General features: G+C 73.9%; 17 protein-coding genes. 12 read left to right on the top strand and 5 right to left on the bottom strand.

Going from position 1 to position 19,318, the window contains the following annotated elements; all coding sequences use genetic code 11:
- Window positions 1-38 precede the first annotated feature (38 nt).
- From pip to FB454_RS08060, 5 genes are all read left to right on the top strand, one after another.
- Window positions 39-989 (top strand): prolyl aminopeptidase, encoded by a 951-nt coding sequence (gene pip / locus FB454_RS08040; protein ID WP_013285225.1) that lies wholly within the window; start codon window positions 39-41, stop codon window positions 987-989.
- Between the two features lie 75 nt (window positions 990-1,064).
- Window positions 1,065-1,889 carry a metallophosphoesterase family protein gene (locus tag FB454_RS08045; protein WP_013285224.1) on the top strand — a complete coding sequence of 275 codons (825 nt, stop codon included), beginning with the start codon at window positions 1,065-1,067 and terminating at the stop codon, window positions 1,887-1,889.
- The gene (locus FB454_RS08050) at window positions 1,886-2,548 is read left to right on the top strand and encodes a 4'-phosphopantetheinyl transferase family protein (protein ID WP_071095938.1); all 663 of its coding nucleotides are present in this window, start codon (window positions 1,886-1,888) and stop codon (window positions 2,546-2,548) included. Before FB454_RS08045 ends, FB454_RS08050 begins: the two co-directional genes overlap by 4 nt.
- 92 nt (window positions 2,549-2,640) lie before the next feature.
- On the top strand, window positions 2,641-4,902 hold the full coding sequence (locus FB454_RS08055; RefSeq protein WP_013285222.1) for a catalase: 2,262 nt from the start codon (window positions 2,641-2,643) through the stop codon (window positions 4,900-4,902).
- Between the two features lie 176 nt (window positions 4,903-5,078).
- Window positions 5,079-6,452 carry a glycosyl hydrolase family 18 protein gene (locus FB454_RS08060; protein WP_030274826.1) on the top strand — a complete coding sequence of 458 codons (1,374 nt, stop codon included), beginning with the start codon at window positions 5,079-5,081 and terminating at the stop codon, window positions 6,450-6,452.
- Window positions 6,453-6,495: 43 nt separating this feature from the next.
- Here FB454_RS08060 and FB454_RS08065 read toward each other — a convergent pair whose 3' ends face one another.
- Both FB454_RS08065 and FB454_RS08070 read right to left on the bottom strand, forming a co-directional pair.
- Window positions 6,496-7,473 (bottom strand): DUF2804 domain-containing protein, encoded by a 978-nt coding sequence (locus FB454_RS08065; protein WP_145822734.1) that lies wholly within the window; start codon window positions 7,471-7,473, stop codon window positions 6,496-6,498.
- A gap of 70 nt (window positions 7,474-7,543) precedes the next feature.
- Complete coding sequence (locus FB454_RS08070; protein ID WP_013474698.1) at window positions 7,544-8,302, bottom strand: peptidylprolyl isomerase; 759 nt, start codon at window positions 8,300-8,302, stop codon at window positions 7,544-7,546.
- Between the two features lie 226 nt (window positions 8,303-8,528).
- Here FB454_RS08070 and FB454_RS08075 point away from each other — a divergent pair, with 226 nt between their 5' ends.
- The 4 genes from FB454_RS08075 (at window position 8,529) to FB454_RS08085 (ending at window position 11,494) form a co-directional block, all read left to right on the top strand.
- Window positions 8,529-9,683: an RNA ligase RtcB family protein gene (locus tag FB454_RS08075; protein ID WP_145822735.1), complete on the top strand. Its 1,155-nt coding sequence runs from the start codon at window positions 8,529-8,531 to the stop codon at window positions 9,681-9,683.
- Window positions 9,680-10,285, top strand: a complete 606-nt coding sequence (gene prfH / locus FB454_RS08080; RefSeq protein WP_013285217.1) for a peptide chain release factor H — start codon at window positions 9,680-9,682, stop codon at window positions 10,283-10,285. Before FB454_RS08075 ends, prfH begins: the two co-directional genes overlap by 4 nt.
- 184 nt (window positions 10,286-10,469) lie before the next feature.
- Window positions 10,470-10,637, top strand: coding sequence for a hypothetical protein (locus tag FB454_RS34805; protein ID WP_186461552.1), 168 nt, complete (start codon window positions 10,470-10,472; stop codon window positions 10,635-10,637).
- A 29-nt stretch (window positions 10,638-10,666) separates the two neighbouring features.
- Window positions 10,667-11,494, top strand: a complete 828-nt coding sequence (locus tag FB454_RS08085) for a DUF72 domain-containing protein (RefSeq protein WP_222433926.1) — start codon at window positions 10,667-10,669, stop codon at window positions 11,492-11,494.
- 46 nt (window positions 11,495-11,540) lie between these two features.
- Here FB454_RS08085 and FB454_RS08090 read toward each other — a convergent pair whose 3' ends face one another.
- The gene (locus tag FB454_RS08090) at window positions 11,541-12,335 is read right to left on the bottom strand and encodes a DUF3152 domain-containing protein (RefSeq protein WP_145822737.1); all 795 of its coding nucleotides are present in this window, start codon (window positions 12,333-12,335) and stop codon (window positions 11,541-11,543) included.
- Between the two features lie 136 nt (window positions 12,336-12,471).
- On the opposite strand from FB454_RS08090, the gene FB454_RS08095 reads away from it, so the two are divergent.
- From FB454_RS08095 to FB454_RS08105, 3 genes are all read left to right on the top strand, one after another.
- Window positions 12,472-12,975, top strand: a complete 504-nt coding sequence (locus FB454_RS08095) for a SigE family RNA polymerase sigma factor (RefSeq protein WP_013285212.1) — start codon at window positions 12,472-12,474, stop codon at window positions 12,973-12,975.
- Between the two features lie 5 nt (window positions 12,976-12,980).
- Window positions 12,981-13,700 carry a hypothetical protein gene (locus tag FB454_RS08100; RefSeq protein WP_232236789.1) on the top strand — a complete coding sequence of 240 codons (720 nt, stop codon included), beginning with the start codon at window positions 12,981-12,983 and terminating at the stop codon, window positions 13,698-13,700.
- Between the two features lie 393 nt (window positions 13,701-14,093).
- Window positions 14,094-15,140, top strand: a complete 1,047-nt coding sequence (locus FB454_RS08105; RefSeq protein ID WP_145822738.1) for a zinc-dependent alcohol dehydrogenase family protein — start codon at window positions 14,094-14,096, stop codon at window positions 15,138-15,140.
- A gap of 63 nt (window positions 15,141-15,203) precedes the next feature.
- Here FB454_RS08105 and FB454_RS08110 read toward each other — a convergent pair whose 3' ends face one another.
- Together FB454_RS08110 and FB454_RS08115 are read right to left on the bottom strand one after the other, a co-directional pair.
- Window positions 15,204-18,434, bottom strand: coding sequence for an Ig-like domain-containing protein (locus FB454_RS08110; protein WP_145822739.1), 3,231 nt, complete (start codon window positions 18,432-18,434; stop codon window positions 15,204-15,206).
- Window positions 18,435-18,689: 255 nt separating this feature from the next.
- A complete protein-coding gene (locus FB454_RS08115; protein WP_013285208.1) occupies window positions 18,690-19,259 on the bottom strand; it encodes a winged helix-turn-helix domain-containing protein in 570 nt (189 codons plus the stop codon).
- Window positions 19,260-19,318: the final 59 nt, after the last annotated feature.

Below are 19,318 nucleotides of genomic sequence, written 5' to 3' on the forward strand. Positions count from 1 at the left end.
ACCACCCGGCACGCCCACGCCGGGCAGAATGACAGGGCATGACCGGCCTGCACCCGCCCGTCGAGCCGTACGCCACCCACCGGATCCCGGTCGGTGACGGCCACGTCCTGCACGTGGAGGAGGTCGGGCGGCCGGACGGCGTACCCGTGGTGTTCCTGCACGGTGGGCCCGGCGGCGGCCTGGTGCCGGTGGCCCGCCGGTTCTTCGACCCCGACCGTCACCGGGCCGTGCTGTTCGACCAGCGCGGCGCCGGTCGCAGCACCCCGCACGGCGAGGTGCGCGCCAACACCACCTGGCATCTGGTGGCCGATCTGGAGACCATCCGGCAGCGGCTGGGCATCGACTCGTGGCTGGTGTTCGGCGGGTCGTGGGGCACCACGCTCGGCCTGGCGTACGCGCAGGCGCACCCGGATCGGGTGACCGGGCTGGTCCTGCGCGGCGTGCTGCTGCTGCGGCGCAGCGAGCGGGACTGGTTCTACCAGGGCGGGCTGCGCCACCTCCAGCCCGAGGAGTGGGAGCGGTTCGTGGCGCCGATCCCGCCCGGCGAACGCGACGACGTGCTGGCCGCGTACCACAGGCGGTTGCACGGCCCCGACGAGGCACGGGCCCGGGAGTACGCGCGGGCCTGGGGGCGGTGGGAGGCGGTCAACTCGTCGCTGCGGCCCGACCCGGAGCTGCTCGCCCACTTCACCGCCGACGACCAGGCGCTGCCCGTGGCCCGGATCCTGTCGCACTACGCGGTGCACGGCGGCTTCCTCGCCGAGGGCCAGTTGCTCGACGGCGTGGACCGGATCCGGCACCTGCCCGCCGTGATCGTCAACGGCCGCTACGACCTGTGCTGCCCGCCGGTGTCCGCGTACGACCTGGCCCGCCGGTGGCCGGAGGCGACGCTGCGGATCGTGCCGGACGCCGGGCACTCCGCCGCCGAGCCGGGTGTGACCCGGGAGGTGCTGCGCGCGCTCGACGAGGTGACCGCGAGGGTCGGCTGACCGGGCCGGTCGGACCCCCGACAGCCCGGCGGGCGAGCCTGGTCATCCGGGGGCGCCGCTGGCAAGATCGGCCGGGTGACGGGTGCGCTGTACGCGGTCAGTGACCTCCACGTGTCGTACGCGGAGAACCGCGCCGTGGTGGACGGCCTGCGGCCGGAGACGGCGGACGACTGGCTGATCGTGGCCGGCGACGTCGGCGAGGTCTTCGCCGACGTGGAGCGGACGCTGCGGCTGCTGCGCGACCGGTTCGCGCGGGTGGTGTGGGCGCCCGGCAACCACGAGCTGTGGACCCACCCCAACGACCCGGTGACGCTGCGCGGGGTGGCCCGTTACGACGCGCTGGTCGCGATGTGCCGCGAGCTGGGCGTGCTGACCCCGGAGGACGACTACCCGGTGTGGCGGGGCGAAGGCGGGCCGGTCACCGTGGCGCCGCTGTTCCTGCTCTACGACTACTCGTTCCGCGCCCCCGGCACCACCACCAAGGAGGAGTCGCTGCGCGCGGCGTACGACGCCGGTGTGGTGTGCACCGACGAGATGATGCTGCACCCCGACCCGTACCCGGACCGGGAGTCCTGGTGCGCGGCGCGGCTGGAGGTGACGCGTCGGCGGCTGGAGGCCACCGACCCGGCGCTGCCGACAGTGCTGGTCACCCACTGGCCGCTGGTGCGGCAGCCCACCGAGGTGCTCTGGTTCCCGGAGTTCGCCCAGTGGTGCGGCACCGACCGGACGGCCGACTGGCACGTGCGCCACCGCGCCGCCGTCGCGGTCTACGGCCACCTGCACATCCCCCGCACCACGCACTACGACGGGGTGCGCTTCGAGGAGGTGTCGCTGGGCTACCCGCGCGAGTGGCGGCGCCGCGGCGGCGAGCCGGCGCCGATGAAACGGATCCTCGGATGATCGGAACGCTGCTGCCGGCCGGGGCGCTGGCCGTCGAGGCGTTCGCCGACGTGCCGGACGAGACGCCGTACCCGGGCGAGGAGGACCTGGTGGCGCGCGCGGTGGCCGCGCGCCGCCAGGAGTTCGTCACCGCCCGCCGCTGCGCGCGGGAGGCGCTGGCCCGCCTCGGGTACGCCCCGGCGCCGATCCGTCCCGGCCCCCGCCGGGAGCCGGTCTGGCCGGACGGCGTGGTGGGCAGCATCACGCACTGCACCGGCTACCGGGCGGCGGCGGTGGCCCCGGCCGGGGCGCTGGCCGGGCTCGGCATCGACGCGGAGCCGCACGAGCCGCTGCCCGACGGCGTGGCGGGGATCGTCCTCACCGCGGGTGAGCCGGAGCGGCTGGCCGCGCTGCGTGACGCCGACCCGGCGACGCACTGGGACCGGCTGCTGTTCAGCGCCAAGGAGTCGGTCTACAAGGCGTGGTACCCGCTGACCGGGCGCTGGCTCGGGTTCGAGGAGGCGGAACTGACGTTCGACCGGGCCGGCCGGTTCACCGCCCGGATCCTGGTCGACGGCACCCGCATCGACGGCGGCCCGCCGCTGGACGTCCTGGACGGCCGCTGGCTGGTCGGCGGCGGGCTGCTGCTCACCGCCGTGGCCGTGCCGCGCCGGTCCTGACCGGCCTTACCGCGATTGTTCCGGTTTGCCCGCCCTGACCTGGGGTACGGCCGAAGGGGCCTGGACATTTCGCTGTAGGAGGACAGGTCCTGATGGAATCCAGCAAGCCCACCCAGATCGTCAAGGGTGTCGTCGAAGCCGCCGTCGAGAAGGTCGGCGACGCGCTGACTCCGGACGTGCCGGGCGCTCCCGGCAGCGCGCCGCCACCGCTGGAGGAGCCGACCACGCCGCACGGGCCGCTGCCGCCCAAGGACGAGCAGGGCGCGCCGGACACCCGGACCCCGACCGGCGCCGAGACCGGCGTGCCGAAGATCGCCAAGGGGCAGCAGGGCGCGTACCTCACCACCGCCAACGGCGCCCGGCTGCGCGACACCGACCACTCGCTGAAGGCCGGTCCGCGCGGCCCGGTCCTGCTCCAGGACCACCACCTGCGGGAGAAGATCACCCACTTCGACCACGAGCGGATCCCGGAGCGGGTGGTGCACGCCCGGGGCGCGGGCGCGCACGGCACGTTCGTCGCGTACGGCACGGCCGAGGAGGTGACCCGGGCCGGGTTCCTGAAGAAGGGTCGCGAGACGCCGGTCTTCGTCCGCTTCTCCACGGTGCTGGGCTCGCGCGGGTCGGCCGACACGGTCCGCGACACCCGCGGTTTCGCCACCAAGTTCTACACCGACGAGGGCACGTTCGACCTGGTCGCCAACAACATCCCGGTGTTCTTCATCCAGGACGCGATCAAGTTCCCGGACGTCATCCACGCCGGCAAGCCGCACCCGGACCGGGAGATCCCGCAGGCGCAGAGCGCACACGACACGTTCTGGGACTTCGTCTCGCTGCACACCGAGGCGCAGCACCACACCATCTGGAACATGTCCGACCGGGGCATCCCGCGGTCCTACCGGACCATGGAGGGCTTCGGCGTGCACACGTTCCGCATGGTCGACGAGGCCGGTGCGACGGTGCTGGTCAAGTTCCACTGGAAGCCGAAGCTGGGCGTGCACTCGCTGACCTGGGAGGAGGCGCAGCTCATCGGTGGTATCGACCCGGACTACCACCGCCGCGACCTGTACGACGCGATCGAGGCCGGCGCGTACCCGGAGTGGGAGCTGGGCATCCAGGTCTTCCCGGACACGCCCGAGGAGACGTTCGCCGGGATCGACCTGCTCGACCCGACGAAGATCGTGCCGGAGGAGCTGGCGCCGGTGCAGCCGATCGGCAAGCTCACCCTGAACAAGACGCCGCGCAACTTCTTCGCCGAGACCGAGCAGGTGGCGTTCCACGTCGGGCACCTGCCGCCCGGCATCGACGTGACGAACGACCCGCTGTTGCAGGGCCGCCTCTTCTCGTACGTGGACACGCAGCTCACCCGCCTCGGCGGGCCGAACTTCACCCAGATCCCGATCAACCGGCCGCACGCCGACGTCAACGACATGCTGCGTGACGGCTTCCACCAGCACGCGGTGCACGCGGGCGTGGCGCCGTACCGGCCGAACTCGCTCGACGGCGGCAACCCGTTCCCGGCCGGCGACCGCGAGCACGCGTTCGTGGACACGCCGGTGACTGTGGCCGAGGCGCCGAAGGTACGGGCCGCGCCGGCCTCCTTCGACGACCACTACAGCCAGGTACGCCTGTTCTGGCAGAGCATGTCGCCGGTGGAGAAGGAGCACATCATCCGGGCGTACACGTTCGAGCTGGGCAAGTGCTACCACCAGGCGATCAAGGAGCGGCAGCTCCAGTGCCTGGCGAACGTCGACCCGGTGCTGTGCGAGCAGGTGGCGATCGGTCTGGGCCTGCCCGTGCCGCAGCCCACGGTGCCGCCGGCGGAGGTGCAGCCCAGCCCGGCGCTGTCCCAGGTGGGCCGGGAGTGGCCGGCCGACGGCCGGATGGTCGGCATCGTGGTCGACGCCCAGGCCGACCTGGGCGACGTGCACGAGGTACGCCGGGAGGTGTTCGCCGCCGGCATGGTGCCGCTGCTGATCGCCGCGCACGGCGGCACCGTCGACGGGCTGCCGGTGCAGCGCACGTTCGCCACCGGCCGCTCGGTCGAGCTCGACGCGGTGCTGCTGGCCGGCGCCCCGGCCCCGGCGCCGGACGCGCTGCCGGCCCGCGACGCCAAGGCCGGCGCGCCGGGCTCCCCGACCGTCGACCCGCGGGTGCTGCTGCTGGTCGAGGAGGCGTGGCGGCACGCCAAGGTGATCGGCGCCTGGGGCGCGGGCGCCGAGGTGCTGCACCAGGCCGGTGTCACAGGCACGCCGGGCGTGGTGACCGGTGGTTCCGGCACCGAGGTGCTCGGCGAGGTGCAGCGGCTGATGGCGGCGCACCGGGTCTGGGAGAGGTTCCCGGCCTCGGTCGCCTGATCCCGAGTCGCGCGTGGGGCGGTCCCGGACGGGGCCGCCCCACGCTGTGCGTACGCCACCGCTCACCGGCCGTCACTCATCGACGGTCGTCGTTGACGCCTTAGTTAATACTCTTTAATATTTGGGCCACCTCGAGGAAGACCCCCATCCGCCCCCGTCCCCCGGGAAGGCCCTCGATGCCCAGACCTCACCTCCGGCGGCGCCTCGCCGCCGGTGCGCTCGCGCTGGCCACCACCGCCGCGGCGCTCACCCTCGCCCCGACCGCCGCCGAGGCGGTGGTCCTCCCGAACAACTTCAAGAGCGTCGGCTACATGCCGTCCTGGAGCGGCAACGTCAACACCATCCAGTACGGCAAGCTCACCCACATCAACTACGCGTTCGTGCTCCCCAACGGCGACGGCAGCCTGCGCCCGGTGGAGAACCCGGGCAAGCTGTCCTCACTCGTGTCGCTCGGGCACGCCAGCAACGTCAAGGTCTCCATCGCCGTCGGCGGCTGGAACGACGGCGACGACTCCGCGTTCGAGGCGCTCGCCGCCAACTCCGGCACGCGCACCGCGTTCGTCAACAACCTGATCGCCTTCGTCAACCAGTACAACCTCGACGGCGTCGACATGGACTGGGAGTACCCCGACCCGGGCGCCTCGGCGAACAACTACACGCTGCTCATGCAGCAGCTCGGCAGCGCCCTGCACAGCCGGGGCAAGCTGCTCACCGCCGCCGTGGTCTCCGAGGGCTACTACGTCGACGGGGTGCCCACAGCCGTCTTCGGCTCGGTGGACTGGCTGAACATCATGGCGTACGACGGCGGCAGCCCGCACGCCGGCTACGACTGGTCGATCGCCAGCGTCAACAGGTGGAAGTCGCGCGGCCTGCCCGCCGCCAAGGCGGTGCTCGGCGTGCCCTTCTACAGCCGGCCCGGCTACTACACCTACTCGGCGCTGGTCGGCATGGACCCGGCCAACGCCAACCGGGACTGCACCACAGCCGGCGGCGCCCAGCAGTGCTACAACGGCGTACCGACAGTGAAGCGCAAGACGCAGTGGGCCATGGCGAACGCCGGCGGGATGATGAACTGGGAGCTGTCGCAGGACACCACCGGTTCGACCTCGCTGGTCAGCGCGATCTACGACACCGTCACCGGCGGTGGCACGCCGCCGCCGTCCGGGCGTACCGGGCCGATCACCGGCATCGGCGGCGCCTGCGTGGACGTGGCGGCCGCGAGCACCGCGAACGGCACCGCGATCCAGCTGTACGGCTGCAACGGCACCGCCGCGCAGAGCTGGACCGTCGCCGGTGACGGCACGCTGCGGGCGCTGGGCAAGTGCCTGGACGTGACGAGCGCCGGCACCGCGAACGGCACCAGGATCCAGCTCTGGGACTGCAACGGCACCGGCGCTCAGACCTGGCAGGCCCAGAGCAACGGCACGCTGCGCAACCCGGCGTCGGGCCGGTGCCTGGACGCCACCGGCAACAGCTCCGCCAACGGCACCCGGCTGCAGATCTGGGACTGCTTCGGCGGCGCCAACCAGGTCTGGCGGCTGCCGGCCTGATCGGGCTTCCCCGCCGGGCGGCCCGGCCCGGCGGGGACCGGCCTCACCAGCGGTTACGGGCCTCCTCGGCCCAGCCGACCAGGCCGTCCAGATCCACGCGCCCGCCGTCGTCGGTCGCGGCCCAGCCGGTGAAGTGCCCGAAGCACTGGTGCGTCTCCCCGGCCAGCACGAGCAGGTTGGTCCGCGCCACCCGCTCGTGGAACGGGTGGAACGTGACGTCCACCCGGTCGCCGGTGATCCGCCACGGCCGCAGCCAGTCGGCGCGGTCGTACGCCCAGGTCAGGTCGGCGCCGATCTTGTGCAGCCGCCCGTCGACGAAGACCGCGTTCTCGGTCGAGCCGGTGCCGTCGGTCCACTTGCCGCCGAGCTGGATCGCCCGGCCCGGTCCGCTGCCGGCCGCCCAGTTCCACCGCACCGCGTACCGCCACTTGCCGCGGCCGTGGTCGAGCGCCGCGTACGACCCCTCCCCCACCGGGTACGCCGTGCCGTCCACTGTGATCGTGCCGTGCACCGGCCGGCCGATGTCCTTGACCGTGTACTGGAACCGGCGGGTGCTCCACGGCACCACCACGCCGAGAGACTCGTGGCCGGGCGGCAGCGGCACGGTCAGGTCCACCTCGACACCTGGCGCGCTCGCCCGCACCGTACTGCCGTCCGGGCCCTGCTCCACAGCGATGGTCAGCTTCCCGCCCCGGGCGCGGACCGCACCGGTGCCGCTGACCGGCGGCAGCACCGTGCCCCGGGCGAACGGCACCACCGCCTCCGCCGTCGTCTCCCGCCCGGTGCGCCGGTCGAGCAGGTAGAGGCTCTGCACCCCGGCGTAGTCGAGCGACGACGCGACAAGGCCGAGGATGTGCGTCGGCGTGACCACGCCCCAGTGCTCCCACCGCTTGACCCGGCCCCAGCCGCGCAGGTTCGCCCGGTGCAGCGGCCGGCGGCTCCAGCCGACCGCGTCCGGGTTCAGCCGCCCGTCCGGCCGGCACAGGTCGACCGGCTCGGTGATCTCCCGCTCATGCGTCATCGCCGCAGGCTACCGGCGGCGGCACGGGCCCGGCGGGCGGCCTGGACGGCCGTCCCGCCGGGCCGTCGCGTCAGCGGCCCTGCTTGGCGCGGCAGATCTCCACCGGCACCGCCGGGGCGCCGTCGACCGGAGCCGGGTCCTCGGGGGTGGGCGCGATGCCGCCGGCCGAGATCCGGTCCAGCGTGGCCAGCCCGGCCGCGTCGACCTGGCCGAACACGGTGTAGTTCGGGCGCAGCGCCGAGTCGGCCTGCACCAGGAAGAACTGGCTGCCGTTGGTGTCCGGGCCGGCGTTGGCCATGGCGAGCGTGCCGCGCGCGTACAGGCGGCGTACGCCCGTCGGGTCGGTCGGTGCGGGCGGCAGGTCGGTGGGCAGCTCGTCGCGGTAGCGGTAGCCCGGGCCGCCCTCGCCCGTCCCGGACGGGTCGCCGCACTGGAGGACCGTGAGCGTCGGGTACGCGGTGAGCCGGTGGCAGGGCGTCCGGTCGTAGAAGCGCTTCCGGACCAGGTGCAGGAAGCTCTGCACGGTGCACGGCGCCTGCTCGCGGTCCAGCGTCAGCCCGATCGGCCCCTGGTTGGTGCGCAGCGTGACCCGCACGGTGCCCCGGTCCGGCGTACGGCGCGGGTCCGGCGGCAGCGGCACCGGACGAGCGGCCGGCTCGTCCGGCGTGGGCGTGTACGCGCACGGCCCCTTCGTGGGCGCCGGGTCGGCGGCGGGTGCCGCGGTCGCGGCGACACCTGCGGCGGCGACGATCGTCGCGGCGGCCACGCTCACCCCGGCGAGGCGGGCCAGCAGGGGTAATGCGGCGTGCGTTCGGGTTTCGCTCGACACGGTGGTCCTCCCTGGACTCGTGGTACCAGAACGACCGGAGTCTATGGATCGGGTCACCCGATGTCGACGCGGGCGCTCCGGCGGGTCGAAAGTCGGTTGCCGCCCCGGGGCCGCCTCCGCGAGGCTGAGCGGCATGACGTTCTGACGGATCGCATCCCCGCCCGCAGGCCCTCCGCGCCGCCTGCCGTCCGCCGTCCTCCGCGTTCTCCTCCAGAAACGAGCGTCTGTGTCCGCGTACCCCTCCGGGCGGGCCGTCGTGCCCGCCACCGTCTCCGTCTTCTCCTCCCCCGGCAGCTGGATCGAGTCCGCCGCGCTCGACCAGTGCCGTCAGGTCGCCGCCCTGGACGGCATGGCGCACGTCGCCGCCATGCCCGACCTGCACCCCGGCAAGGGCGCGCCGATCGGCGCCGCGATGTCCTCGACCGTGCTCTACCCGTTCCTCGTCGGCTCCGACATCGGGTGCGGCATCGCGGTCTTCCCGATCGCGCTGCGCCGGGTCGTACCCGAGCGGCTCGCGGCCCGGTTCCCCGACCTGGACCGGGCGCTCGACCCCGACCGGGACGCCGACGACCCGGCCTGGTCGGTGCTGGACGGCGACGTGCCGGCCGGTCACCTCGACAGTCTCGGCACCGTCGGGCGCGGCAACCACTTCGTCGAACTGGCCCGCGTCGGGCCGATCCTCGCGGCGGAGCACGCCGCGCGGCTCGAACTGGACGCCGGTGACCTGGTGCTCGTGGTGCACTCCGGGTCGCGCGGGCTGGGCGAACGGATCCTGCGCGAGCACACCGAGACGCACGGCGCCGGTCCCGCGCCCGACCCGGACGCCTACCTGGCCCGGCACGACGCGGCAGTGCGGTGGGGGTCGCTCAACCGGCGGCTGCTGGCCGCGCGGGTCGCGTACGCGCTGGGCGCCGAACCCACCGAACCGGTCGTCGACCAGTGCCACAACCTGGTCGAGATCCGCGACGGACGCTACCTGCACCGCAAGGGCGCGGCGCCGGGCGACGGCCGGGACGTGCTGATCGCCGGCACCCGTGGCACGCCTTCCTATCTCGTGGCGGCACACGCCGGGCCGGACGCCGGTTACTCGGTGGCCCACGGCGCCGGGCGCAAGATGTCCCGCGCCGACGCGCTGCGCCGGGGCCGGGCCAAGCACACCGTCGAGGAACTGCGGCGCACGCCGGTCGGCTCGATCGTGGTGTGCGGCGACCGGCAGTTGCTGTTCGAGGAGGCGCCCACCGCGTACAAGCGCATCGAGCAGGTCATTGGCGACCTGGTGGCGCACGACCTCGCCACACCGGTCACCACAACGGTTCCGCTGGTCACCTACAAGACGCCGGACGTGGGCCGCCGCGACGAGCGCCGGAAGGGCCGCCGATGACCGAGCTGCTGCTGTCCGCCGGACGCGGACCCGCCGAGTGCGCGTGGGCGCTGGCCCGGCTGCTGTCCCGCCTGGAGGGCGAGGCGGCCCGGCGGGGCCTGCGTACCGAACGGGTCGAGACGGTGCCCGGCGACCGGGCCGGCACCTACCGGTCGGTGCTGGTCCGGATCACCGGCGCCGGGGCGGAGGCGTTCGCGGCCGGGTGGACCGGCACGCTCTGCTGGCAGGCGCCCAGCCCGTACCGGACGGGCCACGGACGGAAGAACTGGTACGTCACCGCGCGGACGTGCCGGACCGACGTGGTGGTCACGCCGTTCCACGAGGCCGACGTCGAGTTCGTGCCGTGCCGCACCGGCGGGCCGGGCGGCCAGCACCGCAACAAGGCGAGCACCGCCGTCCGGGCCACGCACCGCCCGTCCGGCCGGACCGTGGTGGTGGACACCGAACGGCACCTGCACCTCAACCGCCGGATCGCGGTCGAGCTGCTGCGGCAGCGGATCGCCGCCGACGACGAGGCGGCCCGGCGCGCGGGCGTCGACGCCCGCTGGCGGGTCCACGACGAGCTCGTGCGCGGTGACCCGGTACGGGTGGAACGTCCCTGACACGGCCCGGTCCGCCGCGCGTGAGGGCCCCGGCTACCGTGGGCGCGGCGGACGGGCAGCCCGGCTCGCCGGCGTACGGCGCGCGAGGAGGACTGATGCGGCGGAGAAGGAGCGGCCACTACAGCGCGTACTCCGCCGACCCCGGGCAGGTCACCGACGGCGCCCGCGACATGGACCGCGTCCGGTGAACCCGCTCGTGCAGCGCTTCCGCGCCGTGGTCGCGATGTGGATCCTCGTCGGCTCGGGCGGGTTCCTGCAGGCCGGTTTCCTCGGCCTGGCTCTGCTGACCCAGACGGGTCCGTTCGCGGCCGCGGCGCTGCACGGCGCCTCGACGAGCTGGCCCTACCGGTGACCGGGATGCGCCTGCACGTGGGCTGTGCCATGTGGACGCACAAGTCCTGGTCCGGCCGCTTCCTGCCGCACCCGCTGCCCGCACTCGAGCGGCTGCGCGCGTACGCCGGGTGGTGCGACGCCGTGGAGGGCAACACCACGTTCTACGCCACCCCGGCCCGGGAGACGGTGGCGTCCTGGGCCGACCAGACCGAGCCGGGCTTCCGTTTCCTGCCGAAGCTGCCGAAGGTGGTCACCCACGAGCGCCGGCTCACCGGCGGCGAGGCCGAACTGCGGACGTTCCTGCACGCGATGGAGCCGCTCGGCCCCCGGGCCGACGCGCTCTGGATCCAGCTGCCCGGCTCGTTCGGCCCCGGTGACGTGCCCGACCTCGACCGGTTCCTGCACACGCTGCCCACCACCCACAGGTACGCCGTCGAGGTCCGCCACCCCGCCTTCTTCACCGAGCCCGGTGCGGTACGTGCGCTGGAGGCGACGCTGCACCGGGCCGGGGCGGAGTGGATCCCGTTCGACACCACAGCGTTCTTCCGGACGCCGCCGACGAGCGACGCCGAGCGGGAGGCGTGGACGCGCAAGCCGCGCCTGCCGCTGCGTACCCGGGCGCTGACCGACCGGCCGATCGTGCGCTACCTGGGCCGCGACGACCCGGCCCGCACGGTCGAGGGCTGGCAGCCGTGGCTGGACGTGGTGACCGGCTGGCTGCGGGAGGGCCGCTCGCCGACCGTGTTCGTGCACACGCCGGACAACGCCGACGCGCCCGAGCTGGCCCGCCGCTTCCACGACCAGGTCCGCGAGCGGGTGCCCGGGCTCGCGCCGCTGCCCGAGCCGGAGCCGGTCGGCCCGGCCACGCTGTTCTGAGCGCCGGGTGGGATCGCCGCCAGCCCGCTCAGCCCGCTCAGCCCGCTCAGCCTGCCCGGCCGCCCTCGGGCGGGGGCAGGCGGTCGTCGTACGCGCCGGACCGTCCCGCGTACCGCTCCCCGCGCAGGAACGGCAGCGGGTTCGGGGTGCAGCCGTGCAGGCCGAGCGTCTGCTGCTGCATCACCGGCGCCGGACGTCCCCGCCCCGGGCAGCGCTCGTGCCCGTGACCCAGACGGTGGCCGACCTCGTGGTTGACCACGTACCGGCGGTACGCCGCGAGATCGCTGCCGTAGGCGGGCGCGCCGCGCACCCAGCGGGCCACGTTGACCACCACCCGGTCCCCGCTACGGCAGGACGTGTACCGGTCCGGCCCGTCCCCGCACAGGTCGTCGCGCGTACCGGGAGTGGCGAGGTAGACGGTGAAGTCGGCGGGCCCGCGGGCACCGACGCGGCGCAGGGCGATCCGCCCGTCGGTCGTCCAGCCACCCGGGCCGGTGAGGATGCCGGTGACCTGCGCCGCGAAATCGGCCGATGGCAGACCGGTGATGTCGCGCTCCACCGCCACCCGGTAGCGCAGCAGCCGGCCCGTACCCCCGCCGGTGGCCGGCTCGGCGGCGGCGAACCGCCACTCGTCGCCGCCGTCGGCGGGATAGCCGATCCGCGCCGGACGGGACCGGACGGGCGCCGCCGCCGACGCGGACGGCACGGCGGCGGACGGCCCGGCCGGTCCGGACGGCGCGACTGCGGGCTGATCGGCCACGGCCGGTGTGCAGCCGGCCAGCGACACCGCCAGCGCGATCACGGCGGCGCCGCCGCGTGTCCGGTCCACGGTCCTGGTCATCTCGTCTCCCCTCGGCGCCCGGTCGTGGGCACGGGGATGAGGACGGGTGACCCGTCGCGGAAGTTGGTCCGGCGGGGACTCAACCTTTTCCGCGTCCCGCACGTCCCTACCGGGGTGAGAGGTGCAGAGGACCGGCATGGCCCGGGGTGACGCGGAGTTCGTCGAGTTCGCGCGGGCGTCCTCGGCGCGGCTGACGCATGCCGCGTTCCTCATGACCGGCAACCACCACCACGCCGAGGACGCCGCCCAGACCGCGCTGGTGCGCACGTACGCGTCCTGGTCCCGGATCCGCAACGGCGACCCGTACGGCTACGCCCGGTCGGTCCTGGTGAACCACCTCGTCGACACCTGGCGGCGGCCGATCCGCGAGTACCCGAGCGACGACCTGCCGGAACGGCGCGGCGGCGACATGGCCGAGGAGGTGGCGACCCGGCGGTGGCTGGTCACCGCGCTCGGCACGCTCACCGCCCGTGAACGCGCCGTCGTCGTCCTGCGCCACTACTTCGACCTGCCGGAGGCCCAGGTGGCCCGCGAACTCGACGTGTCCGTCGGCACCGTCAAGAGCACCTCGTCGCGGGCGCTGGAGAAGCTGCGTACCGCCGGTCTGTCCGCGCCGCGACCGCAGGAGACGTGCCGGTGACCGAGATGGACGAGCTGCGCCGGGTGATGCGGGCGACCGAGCGGGCCGACGGCCTGGACATCGCGGACATCATGCGCCGGGGACGCCGGCTGCGCCGCCGCCGGCGGATCGGCGCGGGGGTCGCGGCGGCGGTGGCGACGGTCGCGGTGGCCGTCGGGGTCGGCGCCGTGGCGACGCGGCCCGGCCCGCCGGACCTCCCGGCCGGGGAGCCGGTCGCCACCGCGTCCGCCGACACTCCCCCGCCCACGCCGACCGCCGCGCCGGCTCCGACCGAGGCGCCACCGCGACCGCTCGGGACGGTCGTGGACAGCGGCATCCGGTACGGCGCCGACGAGCGCGTGTTCTTCATGGTCCCGGTCGACGTGCCGCAACTGCCGCGCGTGACGATCGGCCTGGTCGCCGGCCGCCGTGCGCCGGACGGCCGCCTGACGTCGGACTTCCTGGTCAACGACGTGTCCGGCAGCGACCGCCGGCCGGGGTTCCACGAGATCGGGTACGACCAGCAGCGGGTGCCCACCGACGCGTCGATCCCCACGTTCGGCTACTTCGTCGGTCCGGCGGCCCGCATCGTCGGGACCGTCGACGGCCGGCAGGTCGAGGCGAGGCTGGTCCGCTGGAGCGAGGACCCCGATGTGGTGATCTTCTGGTTCGACCCGACGACCCTCACCCCGGGAACCCCCCTGGACGGCATCACCGCCCGCACCGCCCAGGGCCGCCGCCTGTAGCCCGGCCCCTCTCCCCTTCTCCCGTCTCTCCCCCGGATGATCAAGGAGTTTGCGGCCCGAAACCGCCCCGGCGAGGACACAAACTCCTTGATCACCGGCGTCAGGAGGCCGAGCTACGTGGATCTTGGTACGGAGCCGCCCTCATGAGGGCGCGCTCGCACCAAGATCCACGGCCGCTCAGGGTGTGGGGAGGCCTGACGCGTCGGAGAGGGGCGGGTGGGGCGGGGGGCCGGTCGGCGGCGGTGATCATGCGCTTTCTGCCCGGTCAGACGGGGCATTTCCGACATCGGCGGGGCCGCAAGTGCAAGATCGCGGGGAGCGGGTGGGGGCGGGAGGGCGGGGGCGGGCGGGGGCGGGGCGGGAGGTGGGGCGGGTGGGTGTGAGGATCGGGGCATGCGTGCTGTGGTGTTCGAGCAGTTCGGGGTACGGCCGGAGGTCCGGGAGGTGGGCGACCCGGCGCCGGCGCCGGACGGGGTGGTCGTCCGGGTCGGCGCGACCGGCCTGTGCCGCAGCGACTGGCACGGCTGGCAGGGCCACGACCCGGACATCCGCCTGCCGCACGTGCCGGGGCACGAGTTCGCCGGTGTCGTCGTGGCCGCCGGCGCGGACGTCCGCGGCTGGCGGCCCGGCGACCGTGTGACAGCGCCGTTCGTCTGCGCGTGCGGGCGGTGCCCGTCCTGCCTGGCCGGCGACCAGCAGGTCTGCGAGCGGCAGACCCAGCCGGGCTTCACCGGGTGGGGCTCGTTCGCCGACCTGGTCGCGGTACGGCACGCCGACGTCAACCTGGTCCGGCTGCCGGACGAGCTGGACGAGGCGGCCGCCGCCGCGCTCGGCTGCCGGTTCGCCACCGCGTTCCGGGCCGTCGTCGCGCAGGGCCGGGTCGCGGCGGGCGAGTGGGTGGCCGTGCACGGCTGCGGCGGCGTCGGCCTGTCCGCGGTCATGGTGGCGGCGGCGAGCGGGGCGCGGGTGGTGGCGGTGGACGTGTCACCCGGCGCGCTGGAGCTGGCCCGCCGCAGCGGCGCCGCGGTCTGCGTGGACGCGAGCGCGCTCGACGGTCCCGCCGAGGTGGCCGCCGCGATCCGGGAGGCCACCGGCGGGGGCGCCCACCTGTCGCTGGACGCGCTCGGCAGTCACGCCACCTGCGTCGCGTCGATCGAGGGCCTGCGCCGGCGCGGCCGGCACGTGCAGGTCGGGCTGCTGCCCGCCGCGCAGGGCCGGCCCGCGCTGCCGATGGACCTGGTGATCGCGTACGAGCTGGAGCTGCGCGGCAGCCACGGCATGCCGGCGCACGCGTACCCGGAGATGCTGCGGCTGGTCACCGCCGGGGTGCTGCGCCCGGCCGAGCTGGTCACCCGCACCATCGACCTCGACGCCGCGCCTGACGCGCTGGCCACGATGGACCGGCCGGCCACCGCCGGGATGTGCCTGATCCGGCCCTGAGACGGGCACGGGCCGGCCCGGCGCCGGGAGACCCGGCGCGGACCGGCCCGCGAGGCCGTCCGGTCAGTCGGTGACGGTCACCGTGACGGTACGGGGCGGCTGCTGGTACTGCCCCCGGTTGTCCATGCCGCGGATCGTCACCGTGTACGTGCCGGCCGGGATCACCGGCGACGTGTACGCGAAGTTCGACCCCGGCGACCCCGGGCTGGTGAGGAACGTGGCGATCCACGGCCAGCTGGTCGGCGCGCCCGCCCGGCCGAACGTGCCGGCCGAGTTCATGCCCTGCCCGGCGCTGTTGCCGATCTGCACCTCGACCTTCTGCATCCCGCCGTCGTCCACGGCCCGGCCGGTGATCACGATCCGGCCACCGGTGTACGCCTGACCCTCGACCGGCGTGATGCTCGGCTCCAGCGTCGGGTCGGTGTCACCCGGGTAGACCAGGTAACGAGCGGTCGCACCGCTGGTCGAGTTGTCCTGCTGACCGGCGGTGTCCACGGCCCACGCCTCGACGCTGTACGTGCCGCGCGTGGGCAGGTCGATCGAGAGCGTGAACGCGGTGCTGGTCGCGCCGGGCGCGGCGAGCGTCGCGTCGACTGTGGCGAACGCGGCGGCCATCGTGCCGTTGGGCTGCACGTACCGGCCGGTGTCCAGGTCGCGCAGCGCGATCCGGACCGCCCGCACGCCCTTGTCGTCGGTGGCGGTGCCGGTCAGGTCCAGGTGCAGCTGGTCGATGTCCTGGTTGGTGCCGGTGAAGCCGAGCAGCCCGTTCGGGAAGGCGTCGCCTGGTACCTGGGCGGTGACTGTGAGCCGGCCCATGTTGGTGCTGGACGTGGTCAGGCCGAGCTTGTCGGTCGCCCGTACCCGGAAGTCGTAGACGCCCGGGGTGAGCGGCACCGTGGTGAACGACCAGTCGAACGTCGCGGCGTCGAGGTTGGCCGGGGAGATCCGGTGGTAGCCGGCGACCGAGTCGGCGCCCCACGTGCCGTCGCTGGCGAGCGCCTCGCGGGTGGTGTTGTTGCGCAGGTAGATCTCGACCGACTTCAGGGAATCGTCGTCGCGCGCCGTACCGGCGAACGTGACGGTGCCGCCGGGCGCAACGGTGAACGGCACGGCGTTGCCCGGCGGGGTCATCGCCACCGGCGAGGTGATCGCCACGGTCGGCGGTACGCCGTTGGCCGAGACGGTCCAGTCGCGGGTGTCGCCGCGCAGGTCGCTCTGCCCGGTCGTGTCGACGGCGGTGGCGGTCATCTTCCACTGTCCCTCGGTGGGCAGCGTGACCTCGTACTGCCAGGTGGTGGACGTCGCGCCGATCACGTCCGGCTCGCCGCGGAAGGTGTTGTAGACGGCGGCGACGGTCCCGTCGTCCTGCAGGTACCGGTTGTCCGGCGTGCGGAACGAGTAGATCAGCGAGTTGACGCCCTTGTCGTCGGTGGCGGTGCCGGAGGCCACGAACGTCTGCGTGGCGACCAGGCCGGCCGACGGCGAGCTGATCCGGGTCGTCGGCGGCAGGTCGTCGAAGCGGAACGCCTCGATCTTCTTGACCGCCTTGGTGGTGTCGCCGGCCCCGTTGCGGTCGAACGTCTTGGCCTGCAACTGGTAGACCCCGGCGGGCAGCGTCACCGGCAGGCTCCACGTGGTGGAGGTGGCGTTCGGCGCGGCGACGGTCGTGTTGATCGCCTTGAACGCGCCCCAGGTGGTCAGGTCGGCCTGGAGGTACTTGCCGCTGTTGCGGTCCTGGATCTCCAGCTGGACCCGGGCCACGCCGGCCGGGGCGAGCGCCTGGCCGCTGATCGTGAACGACTCACCCGCCGGCTTCACCGCGCCCTCGATCGGCGTGGTGACGGTGGTGTCCAGCGCCGCCGGCTTGGGCTCCTTGGAGAGGTCGAAGAAGGCCACCCGGCCGGTGGTCTTGCCGCCCTTGACGTTGCCGTCGCCGCCGACGAGCAGGCCGCGCGAGGTGGCGAGCATCGCCTTCTCGCCCTCGTACGAGTTGGAGCCGGGGTTCCACTCCAGCGCGGTGCCGGTGAGCGGGTCGAGCGCGCCGAGGTGGTCGCGACGGACCACCTGGTCGCCCAGGCCGTAGCCGCTGAGCCCCTGTCCGGTGCCGTAGCCGACGTTGTCCAGGCCGGGCCACGGCACGTTCGAGGTGGGCGACTCCTGCCAGCTGAAGTGGCCGCCGACGTAGACGGCGGTGTCGGTGATCGCGACCGAGTAGATGCTGTCGAAGTGCCGGGAGATCCAGAGCGGCTCGACGTTGTCGTTTCCGGTCAGCGAGTACGCGATGGCGGTGTCGTTGATCGGCGGACGGTCGCCGCCGGAGCCGCTGGTGACCACGAAGTACGAGTCGTCCGGCGCGATGTCACCGGCGAAGACGCGCTGGATGCCGCCGACGAAGGAGAGGTTGTCCTCCCACAGCCGGGTACGCCAGGGCAGCAGCGCCTTGCCGGCCGTACCGATGAGGGCCACGCCGTAGCGGTCCTGGCCGGCGATCTGGCGGCCGGTGTGCACGACCAGCAGCTTGCTGCGGTCGTGGGTGAGCTTGAGCTGCTGCACGGTGAGCATGCCGCCGACGCCGATGCCGCCGGTGAGCGGCAGGTTGAAGCCGGTGTCGACGGCGCCCGTGGTGGGGTTGAGCGCGGCCAGGCCGCTGCGGCTGACCCCGTTGACGGTGGCGAACTGGCCGCCGACGTAGACCGCGTTGCCGCTGACCGCGAGCGCGGTGGCCCGCGCGTTGGCGGTGGCGGTGAACGCGGCGACCGGTGCGCCGGTGGTCGGGTTCAGCCGGGCGATCTTGCGCTTGGTGACGCCGTTGACGGTGTTGAACGCGCCGGCGATGTAGAGCGACTTGCCGTCCGGCGACGCCTCCACCGCGGCGACCGCGCCGTCGATGACCGGCTTGAACCCGGTGTCCACCTTGCCGGTGTCCAGGTTGTACGACGCCAGGGACCGCTGCGTGATCGCGGACCCGCCGACGTTCGCGATCGAGGTGAACGTGCCGGCGATGAAGACGCGGTTGCCGATCACTTCGATGTCGACGATCTCGCCGTTGGTGATCCGCGGCGTGTCGGTGCGGGGGGTGGTCGGCATCAGCCGGGTGTCCCCGGGGGTGACCAGCGCACGGGTCGCCGTGGTGCGCGCGGCGCCGAGTGCGGCGCTGCTTCCCGTCGCCTGTGCGCCGGTGTGGCCGGCCACGCCGGCGTCCCGCACGGTGACGGTGGCGGCGAGCGCCGGCACTCCCGCCACCACGACCGCGCCGGCGACGACGACCGTCACCGCGCGAAGCCAAACTCGCATCGAGACAACTCTCCCTGTCCGCCGGGACGGCCCCCTCGGGTGATTCCCGAGTCCCCTCCGTCCGCGTGCCGGACGCCACCGTAGGAGGCAAAGACTTCTCGCGATACGTGCCGCACCGGTAATCGACCGGTCGCCATCAATTCCGGCCACACCGGCAGGGCGCCTCCACCGATCGGGTCACCGGCTGTCACCGTCCGGCCGTGCGCGCCGTCCGGTCCGGGACGTGCGGCCTTACACAGCGGACCCAGGGGTGGGTCAGTCGCCCCGTACCCGGGGGTGGCGGTGGTCGGTCAGCCGCAGGCCGACGCCGCGTACCGCCGCGATGGTGACACCGGTGCCCAGTTCGTCGAGCTTACGGCGCAACCGCTTGACCAGGGACTGCACGTCGGCCCGGCCGTGCGTCGGCGCGTCGTGCCAGACCGCGTGGTGCAGCTCGGCGTAGCTCCACACCCGTACCGGCTCGACGGTCAGGCAGGTCAGCAGGTCGCGTTCCAGCCGGGTCAGGGCGGTCTCCCGGTTGCCCCACCGGGCGGTCGACCGGGCCGCGTCGATCACCAGCGCGCCGTCCGGCGCGGGCTTGTCCCGGGGTACGGGTGCAGCCGGCGCGACGGCCGGGGCAGGTGCGTGCGCCGAGGCCGGCGCATCCGTGATCAACTCGCGCAGCTCGTCCAGATCGGCGACCATCAGAAGGGGCGCGACGCCGTCCAGCAGCTCGGTCAGCCGCAGCCGTTCGGCCGGGGACGACGTCACCCCGATGACGAGCGAGAAGGGGCGCTCCGACGGGTCGGTGCCGGAGTTCGCCGCGTTCGTGCCGTCAGTCGTCACCGCGCCCCACCGTGACAAAAACTGTCAACAGGCCGTCCGATCCGGGGGCCTGTTGGTGA

This window comes from Micromonospora sp. CNZ297, from assembly GCF_007827625.1.